At 44.8% G+C, this 17,267-nt stretch carries 18 protein-coding genes; 13 read left to right on the top strand and 5 right to left on the bottom strand.

Features of this window, described 5'->3' with window-relative positions:
* The first annotated feature begins 3 nt into the window (after positions 1-3).
* From dapF to L3V23_RS15585, 5 genes are all read left to right on the top strand, one after another.
* A complete protein-coding gene (gene dapF / locus L3V23_RS15605; protein WP_042487992.1) occupies positions 4-834 on the top strand; it encodes a diaminopimelate epimerase in 831 nt (276 codons plus the stop codon).
* Between the two features lie 75 nt (positions 835-909).
* A complete protein-coding gene (locus L3V23_RS15600; protein WP_237292478.1) occupies positions 910-1,647 on the top strand; it encodes a DUF484 family protein in 738 nt (245 codons plus the stop codon).
* Entirely contained in the window at positions 1,616-2,557 is a 942-nt protein-coding gene (xerC, locus tag L3V23_RS15595; protein WP_237292476.1) for a tyrosine recombinase XerC, read from the top strand. Before L3V23_RS15600 ends, xerC begins: the two co-directional genes overlap by 32 nt.
* A 3-nt stretch (positions 2,558-2,560) precedes the next feature.
* Positions 2,561-3,280, top strand: a complete 720-nt coding sequence (gene yigB / locus L3V23_RS15590) for a 5-amino-6-(5-phospho-D-ribitylamino)uracil phosphatase YigB (protein WP_237292474.1) — start codon at positions 2,561-2,563, stop codon at positions 3,278-3,280.
* A gap of 102 nt (positions 3,281-3,382) precedes the next feature.
* Complete coding sequence (locus L3V23_RS15585) at positions 3,383-5,866, top strand: EAL domain-containing protein (RefSeq protein ID WP_237292473.1); 2,484 nt, start codon at positions 3,383-3,385, stop codon at positions 5,864-5,866.
* 27 nt (positions 5,867-5,893) lie between these two features.
* Here the strand turns inward: L3V23_RS15585 and L3V23_RS15580 are convergent, their stop codons facing one another.
* Both L3V23_RS15580 and L3V23_RS15575 read right to left on the bottom strand, forming a co-directional pair.
* The gene (locus tag L3V23_RS15580; protein WP_237292471.1) at positions 5,894-6,511 is read right to left on the bottom strand and encodes a DTW domain-containing protein; all 618 of its coding nucleotides are present in this window, start codon (positions 6,509-6,511) and stop codon (positions 5,894-5,896) included.
* A gap of 8 nt (positions 6,512-6,519) precedes the next feature.
* A complete protein-coding gene (locus tag L3V23_RS15575) occupies positions 6,520-7,554 on the bottom strand; it encodes a hypothetical protein (RefSeq protein ID WP_237292469.1) in 1,035 nt (344 codons plus the stop codon).
* A 39-nt stretch (positions 7,555-7,593) separates the two neighbouring features.
* On the opposite strand from L3V23_RS15575, the gene L3V23_RS15570 reads away from it, so the two are divergent.
* Positions 7,594-8,067 (top strand): EVE domain-containing protein, encoded by a 474-nt coding sequence (locus L3V23_RS15570; RefSeq protein ID WP_237292467.1) that lies wholly within the window; start codon positions 7,594-7,596, stop codon positions 8,065-8,067.
* Positions 8,068-8,154: 87 nt separating this feature from the next.
* Here L3V23_RS15570 and L3V23_RS15565 read toward each other — a convergent pair whose 3' ends face one another.
* Complete coding sequence (locus L3V23_RS15565; protein WP_237292465.1) at positions 8,155-8,982, bottom strand: Cof-type HAD-IIB family hydrolase; 828 nt, start codon at positions 8,980-8,982, stop codon at positions 8,155-8,157.
* Positions 8,983-9,118: 136 nt separating this feature from the next.
* Positions 9,119-10,120: an alpha/beta fold hydrolase gene (locus L3V23_RS15560; RefSeq protein WP_237292464.1), complete on the bottom strand. Its 1,002-nt coding sequence runs from the start codon at positions 10,118-10,120 to the stop codon at positions 9,119-9,121.
* 273 nt (positions 10,121-10,393) lie between these two features.
* On the opposite strand from L3V23_RS15560, the gene L3V23_RS15555 reads away from it, so the two are divergent.
* From L3V23_RS15555 to L3V23_RS15530, 6 genes are all read left to right on the top strand, one after another.
* Positions 10,394-11,620, top strand: a complete 1,227-nt coding sequence (locus tag L3V23_RS15555) for an EAL and HDOD domain-containing protein (protein ID WP_237292462.1) — start codon at positions 10,394-10,396, stop codon at positions 11,618-11,620.
* Between the two features lie 154 nt (positions 11,621-11,774).
* Positions 11,775-12,113: a metalloregulator ArsR/SmtB family transcription factor gene (locus L3V23_RS15550; RefSeq protein ID WP_042488019.1), complete on the top strand. Its 339-nt coding sequence runs from the start codon at positions 11,775-11,777 to the stop codon at positions 12,111-12,113.
* Between the two features lie 82 nt (positions 12,114-12,195).
* The gene (locus L3V23_RS15545; RefSeq protein WP_167413633.1) at positions 12,196-13,200 is read left to right on the top strand and encodes an ArsJ-associated glyceraldehyde-3-phosphate dehydrogenase; all 1,005 of its coding nucleotides are present in this window, start codon (positions 12,196-12,198) and stop codon (positions 13,198-13,200) included.
* The gene (locus L3V23_RS15540) at positions 13,200-13,712 is read left to right on the top strand and encodes a cyclin-dependent kinase inhibitor 3 family protein (protein WP_237292460.1); all 513 of its coding nucleotides are present in this window, start codon (positions 13,200-13,202) and stop codon (positions 13,710-13,712) included. The genes L3V23_RS15545 and L3V23_RS15540 overlap by 1 nt, the downstream gene beginning before the upstream one ends.
* A 49-nt stretch (positions 13,713-13,761) precedes the next feature.
* Positions 13,762-14,979 carry an organoarsenical effux MFS transporter ArsJ gene (gene arsJ / locus L3V23_RS15535; RefSeq protein ID WP_237292459.1) on the top strand — a complete coding sequence of 406 codons (1,218 nt, stop codon included), beginning with the start codon at positions 13,762-13,764 and terminating at the stop codon, positions 14,977-14,979.
* 209 nt (positions 14,980-15,188) lie between these two features.
* Positions 15,189-16,202 (top strand): acyltransferase family protein, encoded by a 1,014-nt coding sequence (locus L3V23_RS15530; protein WP_237292456.1) that lies wholly within the window; start codon positions 15,189-15,191, stop codon positions 16,200-16,202.
* 39 nt (positions 16,203-16,241) lie between these two features.
* Here L3V23_RS15530 and L3V23_RS15525 read toward each other — a convergent pair whose 3' ends face one another.
* Positions 16,242-16,571 (bottom strand): DUF2500 domain-containing protein, encoded by a 330-nt coding sequence (locus L3V23_RS15525; RefSeq protein ID WP_102962990.1) that lies wholly within the window; start codon positions 16,569-16,571, stop codon positions 16,242-16,244.
* A 234-nt stretch (positions 16,572-16,805) separates the two neighbouring features.
* On the opposite strand from L3V23_RS15525, the gene L3V23_RS15520 reads away from it, so the two are divergent.
* Positions 16,806-17,174 (top strand): DUF4145 domain-containing protein, encoded by a 369-nt coding sequence (locus L3V23_RS15520; protein ID WP_102962989.1) that lies wholly within the window; start codon positions 16,806-16,808, stop codon positions 17,172-17,174.
* The last annotated feature ends 93 nt before the right edge of the window (positions 17,175-17,267 follow it).

Below are 17,267 nucleotides of genomic sequence, written 5' to 3'. Positions count from 1 at the left end.
ATTATGCACTTCCACTTTTCTAAAATGCATGGTTTGGGTAATGACTTCATGGTTGTGGATTGCATTACTCAGAACACCTATTTTTCTCCAGACTTGATCCGCCGTTTGGCGGATCGTCATACTGGTGTGGGGTTTGACCAACTGTTAGTGGTTGAAGCCCCTTATGATCCGGAAACGGATTTTCACTACCGCATTTTTAATGCTGATGGTAGTGAAGTAGAACAGTGTGGGAACGGTGCCCGTTGCTTCGCTCGCTTTGTGCGTATGAAAGGTTTAACCAATAAGTACAGCATCAGCGTCAGCACCAAAAAGGGCAAGATGATCCTAAATGTCGGTGATGGCGATGATATCACTGTCAATATGGGTGTTCCTGAGTTCGAACCAAGCAAAATTCCTTTCCGCGCCAAGCAGATGGAAAAGACTTACATCATGCGCGTTGAAGACCAGACCCTGTTTTGCGGCGCTGTCAGCATGGGTAACCCACACGTGGTCACTGTTGTTGATGATATCGACACAGCAGCAGTGGAAACGTTAGGTCCATTACTTGAGTCCCATGAGCGTTTTCCTGAACGAGTCAATGCTGGATTCATGCAAGTGGTTAGCCGTGATGAAGTGAAGCTTCGTGTTTATGAGCGTGGCGCAGGAGAAACTCAAGCGTGCGGAAGTGGCGCGTGTGCGGCAGTCGCTGTGGGTATTCTGCAAGGTTTGCTGGATGACGAAGTGGTTGTTCATCTACCGGGCGGCCGTTTAGAAATCGAGTGGAAAGGTTTAGGCTATCCGTTATACATGACAGGTCCTGCGACTCACGTCTATGACGGTCAGGTTTCCTGCTAATCTCATTTTCCCTTGTGGCTGCATTGAAGAAGCCACTGAGTTAAGGGATGAATTGTTGTTAAGGAATACATCGTTTTGTCACAACTGGAAGCAGATACTCTGACAGCAGAAGTGGTTGCTGAGTATCTAAAAGATAACCCAGACTTTTTTAAGCACCGCCCAGAGTTGGTGGACCGCTTATCTTTACCGAGCCAGCAGTCTGGCTCGGTTTCTTTAGTTCACGTTCAAATGGCTCGTCAGCGTCAGCGAATTGAAGATTTAGAAGAAGAAATTACTTCTTTGATGTCTTTAGCTGCGAGTAATGATCGTACTTTTCATGAGTTCATGGATCTGCAAGAACAGATATTAAAATGTGAATGCTTTGCCGACGTCTGTGCCATGATTGAAGAGAAGGCGCGTACATTGAACCTGATTGGTTATGTGCGTTTGCTAAACAATCAAGATACTAAGTACAGCTTATCCAAAGAGCAGTGGAGCCGTTTTTCGACCAATCATTTTAATGGCAAAAGCGCTTACCTTGGCCGCCTGAGAAAAGCTGATCGCCATCTACTGTTTGGTGAGCAGTTATTTGGTGGAAAACTGGTAGGTGAAGAACGATTTGCACCCGAAATGGGCTCTTACGTGATTTTGCCGTTAGTTAAACGTAACCCGTTGGGGATATTGGCGTTTGCTAGTGAAGATGGCGGTCACTTCCAACCTTCTATGGATACTCTGTTCTTGCGCCATCTTGCTTTAGTCGTTTCTCATTTAATCGACACCTTACCTTGGCAGCAGGAGTCCCATGAGCGAATCAGCACCTCATTTGTCAACTAACTTTGCTGAGCCTCTAGAGCGCTTTTATGAGTACTTACGCAGTGAGAAAGGCCTAAGTCTTTATACGCAGCGAAATTATAAGCAGCAGTTAGAGAGCATGGGTTTGTATCTCATGTCTGTCGGCGTCGACGGTTGGATAAATGTTGATGCCGGTTGGGTGCGTCAGCTTGCCAGTAAAGGTATGCGTTCGGGAATGAAAGAGAGCAGCATCGCCACTCGTCTTTCTTCACTGCGTAGTTTCTTTGATTTTCTGATATTGCGTGGCGAAATGAATGCCAATCCCGCCAAAGGGGTGTCTGCACCAAGGAAAAAGCGTCCTTTGCCGAAGAACCTTGATGTGGATGAAATGGCGCAGTTGCTCGAAGTGAATGAAGATGACCCTCTGTCTATTCGTGATCGCGCCATCATGGAGCTGATGTATGGTGCTGGTTTGCGTTTGGCTGAGCTGGTATCGATTAATGTCAAAGACGTTAACTTCAGCGCTGGTGAAATACGTGTGGTCGGTAAAGGGAACAAAGAACGTGTCGCTCCTTTTTCTGGAATGGCGAAAGAGTGGCTGAACAACTGGTTGAAAATTCGTGGGCAGCTAGCAAACGCAGATGAAGACGGGTTATTTGTCTCTAAGCTGGGTAGCCGAATCTCTCACCGAAGTGTGCAAAAACGTATGGCAGAGTGGGGACAGAAACAAGCGGTTCCTAGTCATATTAGCCCTCACAAATTGCGTCACTCGTTTGCCACACACGTACTGGAATCAAGTAATAACCTTAGGGCTGTGCAAGAGTTGCTGGGACACGAGAATATCTCGACAACTCAAATCTACACTCACTTGGATTTCCAACATTTAGCGCAGGTTTACGACCAAGCCCATCCAAGAGCTCATAAGCGTAAGCAAAACAAAGATAAGGAGTGAGTGATGCAAATTTATCGCAGCCTTTCACCCATTCAGGCGATGACATTTGATCTGGATGATACCCTTTATGACAATCGTCCAGTCATTCATCATGTCGAAGAGCAAGTAGCTCTTTGGCTGTTTCAACATCATCCAGTGACGGCGACCAAACCATTAGTATGGTGGAAGGCACTAAAAGCCAAATTAGCTAAGGATGACCCTTGGTTGCCGCATGATGTGAGCTTGTGGCGTTTCGAGCAAATTCGTCAAGGCTTGATACTGTTAGGTTATTCGGAAACCGATGCGCGTATCGCGGCGACCGATGCGATGCTGGAAGTGCATCGGCTGCGAAACTTAGTGGATGTCCCTGATGAGACACATAAAGTCCTTGCCGAGCTTGCTGCAAAAATTCCGTTGGTGGCGATTACTAATGGCAATGTTGATCCTGAGAAAATCGGTTTAGCCCAGTATTTTCAGCTGATATTAAGAGCCGGCCCTGACGGACATGCAAAACCGTATCCGGATATGTTTTTACGTGCGCAGGAATTTTTAGGCTTGCCCGCGCAATCCATCTTGCATGTCGGAGATCATCCCGTAAAAGATGTGATGGGGGCCAAGAAGCACGGCTTTCAAGCGTGTTGGTATAATGATCGAGGTCTCACATTACTTGCAACGCGTAAGGCTAAAATCCTTCCAGATCTCGAAATTAATCAAATTGAGCAATTATCACAACTCATAAGATGACATACCTATGCGTCCATGCAGTATAATTATTAACAATAATAACAAAAGATTCATAACGCTTTGATGTGAATCTTTCTCCATTAGTCGGGCTAGCCAACGTTCATGTTCACGTCATCGCTATTAATCACTGCTGAGCAATCTGTAAAGAGTGTTGTTGATGAAAATGCTGTTACTCATGATGGCATTACACTTATTCAGCTATTTTCAAGTCAGCCACCAAGCGAAGTGGTTGAAATCGCTAACCAACTTTTGGATGTATATCCCAACGCTCATATTATTGGTATGAGCTCATCAAATGTGATTCACCAAGGCTCGATTCACAAAAATGCCACTTTGCTCGTCTTTACCCATTTCAAGAACGTGTCACTCAGTTCGGCGGTGGTGAACTACACCGACCATTTGCTTGCCGATAGCTCTAATTTTGCCCAGAAACTGAATTTGCAAAGTAATTCCAAAGCGATTATCTGCTTTGCCAGTCGTATGGAGTTTGCTCGACAGGAGAGAATTACTCAATTCAGCCAGTTTTCGCCAGTTCCTATTTTTGGTGGTGCTTCAAGTCGGACTGATGGTGGCCGATGGGTTCTTTTAGGTAACGAATTTTTCGAAAATGCCATTGTTGGAGTGGCATTCCATAGTGATACTTTGCATCTGACCAGTGAGTGTTACACAGAGTGGAATCCCATAGGGCGACAATTAACGGTAACTAAAGCCACGGGGCGCAACTTACAAAGTTTAGATGGTGAGTCTGTTCATACTGTATATGACCGCTATTTGGGTGATTCTAAATCTGTACCTTTAGAATTACTGCAACATTTTCCTTTGATTAAAGGTGAAAGTAAGAAACAGGATGTTTATTTGCCGTTAAGCCTCTCTGAAAACGGTATTTTGTTAAACCGTGAGCTAAAGGTAGGCGATAAGGTTCGTTTTTGTTTTGATCATCCTTCATTAACTCTTGGGCAAGTTCAGCTTGGCGCTGAGCGTTTACAGAAATTTCAACCTGATCAAATCTTTGTCTATAACTGCTTGTCTCGTCTTGAGTTTATGCATGGAAATACAGAGCTTATCCCATTACAGGAAGTGGCTAATTGTTACGGCTGTTACTGCGCAGGTGAGCTGATTCGCACAGGTGAACATCAACAAATGTTGCACCACAGTTTGACGTTTTTGGCTTTGAGAGAAGGTGAGGCGCAGATCAGTGCTGCGACCCCTGCTGAAGAAAGGCAAGGTCATAACGTTATCGCTCCGTTATTTAGTCTTATTCGTAATGCTTTAGCTGATGTAGACAGGATGAATCGTAATCTGGAGAAGAAGATTCAGACACAGGCATCATTACTCACTGCCAGTTATCGAGTCGATAAACGCACAGGATTACCGAACAGAGAAGTTCTGCATGAACGTTTGGCGTTGATGGGAAATAACGATCATTTGATCACATTGAAGTTAACCAACTTTAGCCTTATTAACGAGAAATACGGTTACCAAGTGGGTGATAAACTGCTGCAAGATCTCAGTGACCATTTTCAGCAGTATATGAATAAAATGCTGGCGGGGCGCAGTAACTTATACGCCATTGGGGTGGGTGAGTGGGCATGCGTGTTCCGCAGTGATTTTGATAGCGAATATATCCACCAGCAATTTTCAATGTTTGTTGAGCAGTTAGAAAATTTCAACTTTGAGCCTTATGGTTTGCCAGAGGTGGATTACTTATCAGTATCGCTTTGTGCCGGCTTTATTAGTCGCCGAGACTTTCCTAATTTAGGAAAAGATGAGCTCTTGCTACGTTCAATTGAAGCGCGCCGATTTGCGCAGAATCAGAATCGCCATTTCTACTGTGCCAGTGATTTACGAACCCGAGATCAGGTTCGGCAGGAGCAGTTAAGCTGGCTCTCATGTGTGAGCAGAGCTGTGCTTGGAAAGAATGTACAGGTATTTGCGCAGCCGATAGTAAAAGCTAAAACTCATGAGTTGTCGTCTTATGAATGCTTAGTTCGTATCGAAGACAACGGTGAAATCATACTACCGGGGCGCTTCCTTCCTATTGTGGAAGGGACACATCTATATTCGCGTTTAAGCCGTCAGATGATATCTCGTACTTTTGAACTCATGCATTCTCGCAGTGAGTCGTTTTCTATCAATTTGTCGCCACAAGATTTTATGAGTGATAAAACGCTTCGCCATTTAGAAGACGCAATCCAAAAATTGGCTGACCCAACCAGAGTCGGTCTGGAAGTGTTAGAAACGGAGCAAATCAAAGATTACGGGCACATGATTGAAGTGTGTAATCATTTCCGCTCTCTGGGGGCTTCAATCATTGTCGATGACTTTGGATGCGGTTATTCCAATATTGACGAGATTGTGAAGTTAGAACCTCAGATAATTAAGCTCGACGGTAGCCTGATTCGTAATATCGATAAAGACGTCAAGCAACGCAAAATTGCCCAGCAGCTTGTCAGGCTATGTCAGGTACTGGATGCAAAAACGGTTGCCGAGTTCGTCCACAATGAAGAGGTTTGCCGTATCAGTGAGGATATGGGCATTGATTACCTGCAAGGCTTCTATCTTGGTCAACCAAGCCGCTTAATCTAGTTTTCTCGCCTTACAAGCAAGCGGACACTAATAAATATGCCCGCTTTTATCCGCCTGATAAACCTTACTGAAATGGGCGAGGAAATGATTGAGTTTTTCTGCATCACTAAGGTTTCCGCTTATCGCCAAAATTTCGCTGGCAACCTCTAGTGTACACAGGTGTCCTTCGCTTTGATTACGCCTCAGCTGGTAGTTTGATACCTGACTTGGGGTAAGGTGAACTCTTGGAACATCATCCAGCCACGGGCTTTTGCGCTCCATTTTCTTCGCTTCCTGCCAGGTTCCGTCAAGAACAATAAAATGCGCGCTCTTACCGTGTTGTTTGGCGGTTTCTAACGCCACATCTAAAGGAATGCTCTCTTCACTGGGGTACACCAGAAAAGAGAGGTATTCACTGTTGCTAATTCTTGCAACAAGCGATCGGTTTTCTTCCACTCGGCTCCATTTGAACTCTTGGCACAAAGGCAGAGCTTCAAGCAGCCATTTTCCTGTGTTGGTTTCCCGCAGATACTCATTTTCATGCATCAGCAGAGACAATGGCATGTCGCTGTCCAACGTCGGGATGTTTTGGCAGACGCATTGCAAACGCAATCCGCATTTGGGGCACGCACAGTTTGAAGCTTGAGACACTAAATCTAACGACATACTTTGAATTACTCGGTTGTGCTTTTGGCTGAAAACAGAACTAAGCCACCGTTCGCAATCGGATAGACGATGTTGCCCACTCGTTCTTTCTCAGCAATAAGCTGCTTATCTTGCTTGGTGAAAATTCGCTCGGATACTAAGTATTGCTGCTGGTGGTGAGTCATCACCACTTGTACTTGTGTTTGATTCAGTTGTTGCCAATAGCCTTTTTCAACAATAGTGGGATCGCCATTGCTATAAGTGTATTCAGTGGTTGCTGTGTGGTCGCTGCTCAGCGTTAGGTTGACACTAAAGTCGGTGTTTTGTGTCGAGCTGGCGAAGTACTCTCCTGTCCATGATAGTGTTGGATCACTGTTGCCTAGTGTCGCACAACCTTTGTAGCTGCGATTGGCCAAGGTGAGGTTTGAAGACCAACCGTACAAACTGTCACTCATGCCATCAGAACAGGTTTGACGTACAAGAGTAAGTTGACCGCCCTTAAACTGGTAATGGCGTGTGGCTGGTGAAATTTCACTGCCTTTTAACGTGGTGATCTGTGGTTCTTCACCCATTGGCTGGAAAGTTAATTTGTCTTTACCCAGCTTAATGTTCCAGTTTGGTTCAGTACCGAATGCGGTAGTGGGAGAACTTGGTCGTTGGCAGCGCTTAGGGTTTTCTGTACTGATGATATTGATGTTCTCTACCACAAATTTCGCACTGTAGTCGCCTTTGTAGCTGGTTTTGCTCGGTGGTGTTAAATGACCAATCAGTTCACCGTACATGGCCTGATAAGGTGAATGAGAAAGCTTCATGGTTTGCTGCACTAAAGAGGCAGGCATATCGAGCAAGAATTGCTGGTTGCTGCCACAAGGTGTGAACGTTCGAGTGTCACTGCCAACCACAACTTCTCCGCGCATGATGAAAGTCTGAGGCTTGACGCTGGAAGGCTGATCTAAACTGGCTTTTGCGTTATCTTGCATAGACTCAGGCGCAGATGACGTTGTTGAACAAGCTTGTAAAAGACAAGCCGATAAAATGGCAATTGGGGTAATCAGCACCTTCATGGTTGCTTTTCCTCATGGCAAAAACGAACGGATTTCATTATGGCATATTGGTTATTCAAAACTGAACCAGACACCTTTTCGATTGATACTTTACGCATCCAACAAGTTTCCTGCTGGGAAGGGGTGAGAAACTACCAAGCGAGAAACATGTTACGTGATGACATCAGAATTGGCGATTTAGTTCTAATTTATCACTCATCTTGCAAAAATGTGGGTGTCGCAGGGATTGCCAAAGTCGTGCGTGAAGCCTATCCAGACCATTTTGCATTTGACCCAGAAAGTGACTATTTCGATGCAAAATCGAGCCCGGAAAATCCACGCTGGGTCATGGTGGATGTGGAATTTGTACGTAAGACAAAACGTTTGATTCCACTTGGTGTACTAAAGGCTATGCCTGAGCTTAGTGAGTTAGCGTTAGTGAAAAAAGGCAACCGCTTGTCGATCATGCCAGTTTCAGAGCAAGAGTGGCAGGCGATTTTAAGTAAAGAAGAGTTGGGTAAGTCCGCACGCTAAAAAAACAGGCAGCGTGTGCTGCCTGATTAAAGAGTAGGGGGACTCTTTAAAAACGGTTTTTTTTACTCTTTCAGGATGGCCTGTAAGTTAGAACAGGTGTTCGTGAAGGTAATGCGCGACAGCATCATCCGCATGGCTGCCAATCACTTCGATTTCTGGCAGCGCTTTGATGACTTTCTCATGAGCGGTACCCATCACCAGACCTTTTCCAGCCATTGATAGCATCTCTACATCGTTCATGCCGTCACCAAATGCGATACAGTTATCCAACGTCAGATTCAAAGATTCAGCCACCGCTTTAAGCGCGTCACCTTTAGAAACGCCAGAGCCCATCACTTCCAAGCAATAAGGAGTAGAGAAGGCGACGTTCACTTGACCTGCGAATTTTTCGTTAATCAGATTCTCATAAACAACCAGCATTTCATGGTCGTGGTCTTCATTAGTGAAGAAGACTTTTGCGATACCGTCGGTAGGAGCGTTATTGATATCAAACAGCTGATAATGGAAGCCAGATTCGTTGTGATAAGCGTGTAAAGCTTCATCTTCACGGCTCATCAGCCAAGTATCGTTGCGGTAGATATGAGTGATAACTCGCTTATCTTCTTTAACTAAATCAATGATCGCTTGTACTAAATCCTGAGGTACGTTTTTGCTGTACATCTCAGCATCGTTCTGGTCGTGAACACGAGCACCGTTAGAGGTAATCATATAAGCTGGGATACCTGCGATTTCGCGGATACCCGCGACATCAACATGGTGACGTCCCGTTGCAAAGATAAAAGTGAAGCCTTTTGCATGCAGCTCTTTTAGCGTTTTCTTCGAGAAAGTACTGAGCTTGTGATCCGGCGCCAATAGGGTGCCATCCAGATCAGAAGCCACGATTTTGATTGGTTTTTCGTTACTTACTACGCTCATGTCTCTCTCTTAACTACGTCACTTGAATATAAGTTGCTTGTTTATTGGGCTTAAGTGTATGCCAAAAAGGATCGAAAAAAGAGGGAAAACCTTTTTATCCGTCATTTCCCTATTTGTTCTTAGACGAGATTGCTGCTTAATCAGCGGCTTTTACTGCGTTGGAGAAATGCTTCAGTACCGCATCCAATGCCTGATTGCGGAATTCATCTTTCTCAAAAAGAATTTCGTGTTTTGCATCAAGAATCATCAGCAGTTCGCTGTCCGGGTTGGTCTTGGCTAATCGGGCGATAAACTTTATCTGTGCGGCATTACTGACGATGGTATCTTTGCCACCTTGCAGCACTAATGTCGGAATGGTGATCTGCCTTGTGAACTGAATGCACTGCTTGGTTGCCATCAAGCTTTGCCATACCCAGCGAGTGCTTGGGCCTCCCAGTTTCAGTTCAGGCTTCTGCTCATATAACTCACGGAACCAGCGATAACGCACTTCACACTGAGTCAGAGGGTTATCTTCAAAAGGTTTTGGATAGTAGTCCGTATAACCGGGAGCATAGGTTGGCTTGCTGGCCGTTGCGGTTAACACCTGCGTCAGGGTAATGGCTATCGGTCGGATCTGCCATGGAACGTTAATACCGAACATTGGAGCACTAAAAGCAACGGCTTCAAAAGGATGCTGCGGATGCGTTTGTAGATATCGTGCGGTCACTGCGCCGCCCATAGAGTGAGCAAGCAAAAAGCGCTGTTGATAATGGTTGAGGTTAAAGTGCTTAACCAGATCGTTCATATCCGTAAGATAATTCTGAAACTCATCCACATACCCAATCTGCTTGTTGTCGATTAAGCGTTCAGAAAGGCCTTGGCCTCGATGGTCAAAAGAATAAATGTCATAGCCTTGCTGGAAGAGATCGTAAAACAGTTCTTGGTATTTCCAACAGGATTCAATTCTGCCATTCACGACCACTATGGCTTTGCTGTGCTCTTGGGATGTGATTTTGCACCAGTAAAGTTGTTTTCTATCAAATGATTGCAGAAATCCTTCTTGTCGCTGTTCCCACAATGCTTTGATTTCATTTTCGATACGTTGGGAAAAGTTTGACTCTTGCGTATAAGAGTGACAGGTTGTATTTTTTTGGCTCATAATTTACGTGCTAGAAAGCCGTCGTGGCTGAAATTGAATGTTAAGAATAAGGGAGTTAGGCGGAAATGCAATCGATCTGCCTACTTGCTTTTAGACCGATTGATGTTATTTTTGTTGTCCTCGTGGAGAGTAAAAATTAAGCAGTCGTAGTGAGTTGTTCACTGATCGTATAGAGTTGAATTGCCTTGGCCATTTACTTCTATAGTTATGAGTGTAATTGCAAATGTTGAGCACTCAATAGAGCTTAATTGAACTGTATTCGTTGAAGGTAATATGTACACCACTTATGTAGCACGACAGCCGATATTAAATTCGAAACGACACACTCTAGGGTATGAGTTGTTGTTTCGTGACGGCGAGCAAAATAGTTTTCCTCAGCATGTGGATGCTGATCGTGCTACTTATCGTCTGATTGTTGAAAACTTTCTTTCGATTGGAACCAATCCCGCGATTGATAATTCTCGTTGCTTTATCAACTTCCCCTATAACAGCCTGATACGTAGGTTGCCACTGACTCTTCCTAAGCAAAAAATAGTGATTGAAGTGCTGGAAACTTGCCACCCAACGGATGAGCTTCTGGAAGCAATTATCGAACTGAATAACGAAGGTTATTTGATTGCACTGGATGACTTCGTCTATTCGCCTGAGTGGGAACGATTTCTGCCTTACGTGCAAATTATTAAGCTCGATATTATGGCGATGGGGATTGATGCTGCTTGTGCGATGGTGAAAAAACAACTCGCCAGAGGCAGCAGAAAACGCTATCTCGCGGAAAGAGTTGAGACGGAAGATGAGTTCCGTTCAGCGCGAGAGGCCGGCTTCCGATTTTTCCAAGGCTATTTTTTCAGTAAGCCTGAAATCATCAAGCAACGCTATGTGAGCCCCAAACACATTGTGGCTATGCAGCTTTTCCAAGAAGTGTGTAAACCGCACGTCGACTTTGTACGAGTGGAACAGCTGGTGGCTAAAGATGTCGCGCTTTCTTATAAGCTACTCTGTTTTGTCAACAGCATAACGGAACGCATTGAGGTACCGATTTCTTCGTTTCGTCAGGCCTTGGTTTATCTTGGTCAGGACCGACTCAAGATCTTCGTATCACTGGCGGTTGCTTCTTATATTTCCAATCATAAACCCAAAGAGCTGTATAACTTGTCGTTGCAGCGAGCGCAGTTCTGTCAACTCACCGCTACCCGCCGCAAGTTTGACGAGCACAAAGATCAAGCTTTTCTAATCGGCTTATTTTCGGTGCTGGATGCGATGTTAGATATCTCCCTCGACGTTATTGTCGAACAATTGCCACTGACAGAGTCTGTTAAAGAAGCACTGAATAAGCGATTAGGACCATTTGGAGAGTTGCTAAATCTCGAAGAATGCTTTGAAAAAGCAGACTGGCAAGGTGTGCAGGACTACTGCGAGTTACTCGGGCTTTCATATGAAGATGTGGCACGAGATCTCAACGAAGCACAACGTTGGAGTCAAGAGACAAGCAGCTTGGTATAAACCGAAGTATCAATAACCCTTCCCACTAGTAGACAGCGAAATTTCCCCTGTAGTTTGGGTTAGATGAATTTTTGATGACAGTAACGGCACGCGCATTGACGCGTGCTTTTTTATATCTAATATATTCATATATCCGTATATGTGAGAGATAGCTATGTTACCTCATCAGTTTTTTAAACTACTTGCAGATGAAACTCGAATGAGATGTTTACTGCTAATCGCAAGAGAACAAAGGTTGTGCGTGTGTGAATTAACGCATGCGCTTGATGAAAGCCAGCCTAAAATTTCTCGTCATCTTGCCCAGCTGCGTCAGTCGGGTGTTTTGACTGACGAACGTCAAGGGCAGTGGGTGTACTACAAGGTTTCTGATCAGTTACCAGGGTGGCTGAACAAGATTATCGATGGTTTGAAGCAATCAAACTGTTTACAGCAGCAATACAGTGTCGATACGCAGCGTTTGAGCGATATGACGGACAGACCGTCTTGCTGCTAACGAATTGTTCCACATGCGCTTCTTATTAAAAGAACCGCTTGCTGCAAAAGCTTTTTAATTTCAGATATTAGGGAAACAGAGAATGACAATTAAAGTGGGTATTAACGGCTTTGGTCGTATTGGTCGATTAGCGATGCGTGCTGCGTACGATTGGCCTGAGTTAGAGTTCGTACAAATTAACGATGTGGCAGGTGATGCCACCACACTGGCGCATTTGTTGGAATTCGATTCTATCCAAGGTCGCTGGCACCATGAAGTTGCCGCAGAAGGCAATGAAATCGTCATTGCTGGAAAGCGCATCAAAACGACTCAGGAGCGTGATATCGCTGCGATTGACTGGTCTGGTTGTGATGTGGTGATTGAATCGACGGGTGTGCACCGTAAGACATCATTCCTAAATAAATACCTAGAGCAAGGCGTAAAACGCGTTGTGGTGTCTGCACCTGTGAAAGAGGACGGTATTGCCAATATTGTTGTGGGTGTCAATGACCACATTTTTGATCCAGCACAGCATCGTATTGTGACGGCGGCTTCTTGTACCACAAACTGTATTGCACCAGTGGTAAAAGTGATTCATGAGAAATTAGGTATCGAGCAATCTTCTTTCACCACCATTCACGATTTAACCAACACTCAAACTATCCTAGATGCGCCACACAAAGATCTACGTCGTGCTCGCGCATGTGGAATGAGCTTAATTCCAACTACAACAGGTAGTGCAACCGCTATCGTAGAAATTTTCCCTGAACTGGCAGGCAAAATTAACGGCCATGCAGTGCGTGTTCCATTAGCGAACGCATCGCTGACGGACATCATTTTTGATGTCAAACGTGATACCACAGCGGAAGAAGTGAATGCTCTGTTAAAAGAGGCATCTGAAGGTGAGTTAAAAGGCATTCTAGGCTTTGAAGAGAAACCATTAGTGTCTATCGACTATCGAGGTGACCAACGCTCTACCATCGTTGATGCTCTATCAACTATGGTTGTTGGGACGCGCATGGTGAAAATCTATGCTTGGTATGACAATGAAATGGGCTACGCAACCCGTACGGCTGAGCTAGTCCGTAAAGTAGGGGAGGCACAATAATGTCTAATTCAACCAAGGTTCACCCTACTTGGGAGCTCACTGTTGACTCATCAGCATTAGTATTGATGCCTTGTCCGGGGACCAAAGAGCTGGGTTTAACGGAAAGTATTCAGCAGTTAAAAGAAAGCGGTGTGAAAGCGATTGTCACTGCCATTACCCGTGAAGAGATGCATGAAAAACACGTTGAAGAGCTTGGCGTTATCGCGCAAGCCAACGGTATCTCTTGGATTCACCTGCCGATTGAAGACGATGCGGTGCCTGATGAGAGGTTTGATGAGCATTGGCCAACCGTAAGTCCACAGCTTCGCAATCTGCTCAAAAAAGGCGATAAAGTTGCGCTGCATTGTATGGGGGGGTCTGGCCGTACAGGATTATTAGCGGCGCATCTGTTGCTGGATATGAACTGGGAACTGGAAACCATTATTTCTCAAGTTCAAGCGCTACGTCCGGGTGCGTTCACCAAGCCCGAGCAACGTGAATATATTGAACATGTAGCAGCAGTGATCAGCTAATTAAGCTTTGGGATCATTATGATCCCGAAGCTCCCTTTGGATCAGTATTATGTTGAAAGTGATTTCAAATTTGGATTCATCGATCCGCCAATACATGTTAGTGACGTTCAATTACTGGAACTTTACTCTCACGGATGGCGCATTGAGGATGCTGGTGGTGTTGTATTTCCATCAGTTGGGCTATGGAACCTTAGCCATAGCTTCTTTGTTCTTGTTTTATGAGTTCTTTGGCGTTGTGACCAATCTGATTGGTGGCTGGTTAGGTGCTAGGCTCGGTCTGAACAGAACGATGAATATTGGCCTAGCGATGCAAATCATCGCGCTGGTTATGCTGGCTGTTCCTCCTGCTTGGTTGACGATTCCGTGGGTAATGGCTGCTCAGGCGATGTCTGGTATCGCAAAAGATCTCAACAAGATGAGCGCGAAAAGTGCGATTAAGACTCTGGTGCCTGATGAGCAACAGGGGGCTCTGTACCGTTGGATTGCAGTATTAACTGGGTCAAAAAATGCGTTAAAAGGGTTGGGCTTTTTCCTTGGTGGCTTGTTGTTAACAGCAGTAGGCTTTAAAGGAGCTGTTCTGCTGATGGCTGCGATTTTGACACTTGTGCTGATTGGTAGCTTGTTAGGGCTTAAACAGGAGCTGGGTAAAGCGAAGAACAAACCCAAGTTCTCTGAGATTTTTTCTAAGTCTCCGGCGGTGAATATTCTTTCTGCGGCTCGAATGTTTCTTTTTGGTGCTCGTGACGTTTGGTTTGTGGTTGCTCTGCCGGTCTATCTGGGAACGGTGTTCGAGTGGGATCACCTCTGGGTGGGCGGTTTCCTAGCATTGTGGGTGATTGGTTACGGTATTGTGCAAAGCCAAGCACCAAGAATTACGGGCAAGGCGCAAGGGCGAGTTCCTGATGGGCATGCTGCGTTTCGTTGGGCTTTAGGGTTAAGTATCGTAACGGCGGCTGTGGCGTTGGGTATCAGCCAAAACTGGCATCCTCAATGGGTGATCGTGATTGGTCTAATGCTGTTTGGCGCTGTATTCGCGGTAAACTCATCGCTTCATTCCTATTTAATTGTCAGTTACGCCAAAGGTGATGGTGTCTCTCTTGATGTTGGCTTCTATTACATGGCTAACGCGATGGGACGACTGATTGGAACCATATTGTCTGGTTACCTTTTTCAGGTCAGCGGCTTAGCCGCTTGTTTATGGGTATCGTTAGCGTTCTTGGTTCTGACTACCATTATCTCTTTACGACTGCCGAGACTCGCTAATTAGTATTTCAGCATGCTTTCGGTAGACCACTCGCTGCAAAAGCCCTCAATTGAGGGCTTTTATATGTCTGTTTTTTGTTATTCACAGTGTGGTATTCAATAAATGTAATGTTGACTAACGTTTACCACTGACTGACGTATTATTTTAATTGTGCTTTATAGTTGTAAATGAAAAATGGTTTCGAGTGCAGATTGACTAGAGAGAATCGTTGAATGACAAAACGAGTAATATTTTTTGATTTAATGCGCTGTGTGGCTGCGGTGGCGGTAATTGCGATTCATGTCCTAGCCCCTTATCGGGAGCTACAAAACTCGATTCCTTATGGTGAATGGGCGACGGCCGTTACGGTAAACGGCATGACTCGCTGGGCGGTACCTGTGTTTATTTTGATCTCTGGTGCCTTGATGCTGAGTGATACGCGTCCTTTTGATTTTGGTTATTACGTCAAAAGACGTCTTGGAAAGGTACTCGTTCCTTTTATTGCTTGGTCTGTCTTCTATGCCTACCTTTCTGGCTGGAGTTCTGCTGGCTTCGATTCTGCGTTAGCAGTGGAGGTACTGCAAAATAGCCCGCACCACGAGACGTACTACCATCTGGGCTTTTTCTACTATTTCATCCCGCTTTATTTTGTTATTCCTGTACTGCAATGGTTGATGAAACGAACGGATGATACCGCTTGGTATGTCTATCTTGGTATGTGGCTAATCACTACCACGTTATTCCTGTTCCATATTGATGGCCCTTGGAGCTATGAGATTTGGCTCTATACAGGCTATTTACCGCTTGGATATCTGCTTTATAAGAAGCTGCCGATTAATCCAGTAACGGTCGGGTTAGCGGTTGTTTTAGGTGGTGTTTCTTTCTACTTTACGGTGAATTCGGTAGTTGAGCTCAGTCTCGCAACTGGTGAGTACAGTGTCGGTCGCTGGTTCTCATACAAAACGCTTAATGTAGTGGTGGCGGCTAGTATGGTTTTCGTGTTGTGCCGTGCTGTTGGAGAATCATTATCAGAAGGTGCGAAGAAAGTGGTGAGCGTAATCAGCCAGCATAGTTTGGGTATTTATCTGCTTCACCCAATTTTCCTTTGGCCAATGAAAGAGTTTGGTTGGCATCAGGGGCATCCAGCATGGGTAATACCACTATGGATAATCATTAGCGGTGCAGGTGCGCTGGCTACTAGCTGGTTATTGTCACAGTCGTCGAAGACTCGCTGGTTGTTACCTTAGTGAAGACCACTTGGCTTATTTAATAACACTGATGACTCGTTAACGTTGTAAAGAAAAGTGGATGAACTGAGTTCCTCGATAGGTGAGTATGCCTTTGTCACCAGGATTTAGAGCGTGAAAGTAGTGCGCTCCCACTTGGAACTCTCGTTTTGGACCCAAGCGGCCTTTTTGCACGTAGATCCAAAATTCTTGATCATCTTCTCCGATGAAAGGATTGTCTACCGCGATGGACTGCTTATCGAGAATGGTGACTTGAGCTTGTTTCTCTGGTGCGTTTTCACCTTGCATATGGCGTCGGTAGAAGCGAGAAAAAAGTAAGAGCGCCACTACAAGCAGCATGATGAGTGTTGCAAGTAAAGTAATCTGCATAGTGACTCCTAAAGCAAAATGATGGTTTCATTTTACGTATTAGTTTGATTTTTCGTGTTACGTAACGTTATAAAAGGGATATAGCGCGTTGATTGGTCTTATTTTTTCGGCGCACTTCACACTTTGTTGCTTGGCTTTGCCAATACTTAAAGTGAGATACGTATAAATAGAAAAGCCCATAAGTGAAAGTCGAAGAATCAGTACATTGATGGCGATTTTAAAAGGAGAACTTCGATGTCGGACATAGAACAAGTTGTTCTTCGTACTCGAAAGTTAGAAAGATTGCTGCGCGAACAGTATCACGCACGAGGCAAAGGACTGCATCAACTGATCAGCAGTTGTGAAGAGCGTTTACCCCATGATGTTATCGCGAAACTGCGTTTTGTCGCGACAATTCGCAACAAAGTCGTGCATGAAGACCGCTATAAGCTTGAAGACCGTAGAGCATTTCTAGCTGTGTGTAATGAGTGTGAAAAAGAGCTCACACCTCGCAGTAGTCGTTTTGTATGGGGAATTGTAATTTCATTAGTCATGTTCATGACTGTGACGGCTCTTGTTTTCTACTACATACATTGGGAAGAGCTAAGTAAACACATTCAGTAGCCGCCAAACGTTAAACAATTTGAAAATAAAAAAGGACGCAATTGCGTCCTTTTTTATTTGTATAACATTGGGTTAGTACATCATTGGCAGTGT

This window comes from Vibrio sp. A1-b2 (assembly GCF_021726015.1).
GTDB classification, from domain to species: domain Bacteria; phylum Pseudomonadota; class Gammaproteobacteria; order Enterobacterales; family Vibrionaceae; genus Vibrio; species Vibrio diazotrophicus.
Note: the sequence above shows the minus strand (reverse complement) of the source record. Positions and strands in the feature narration are given on the sequence as shown.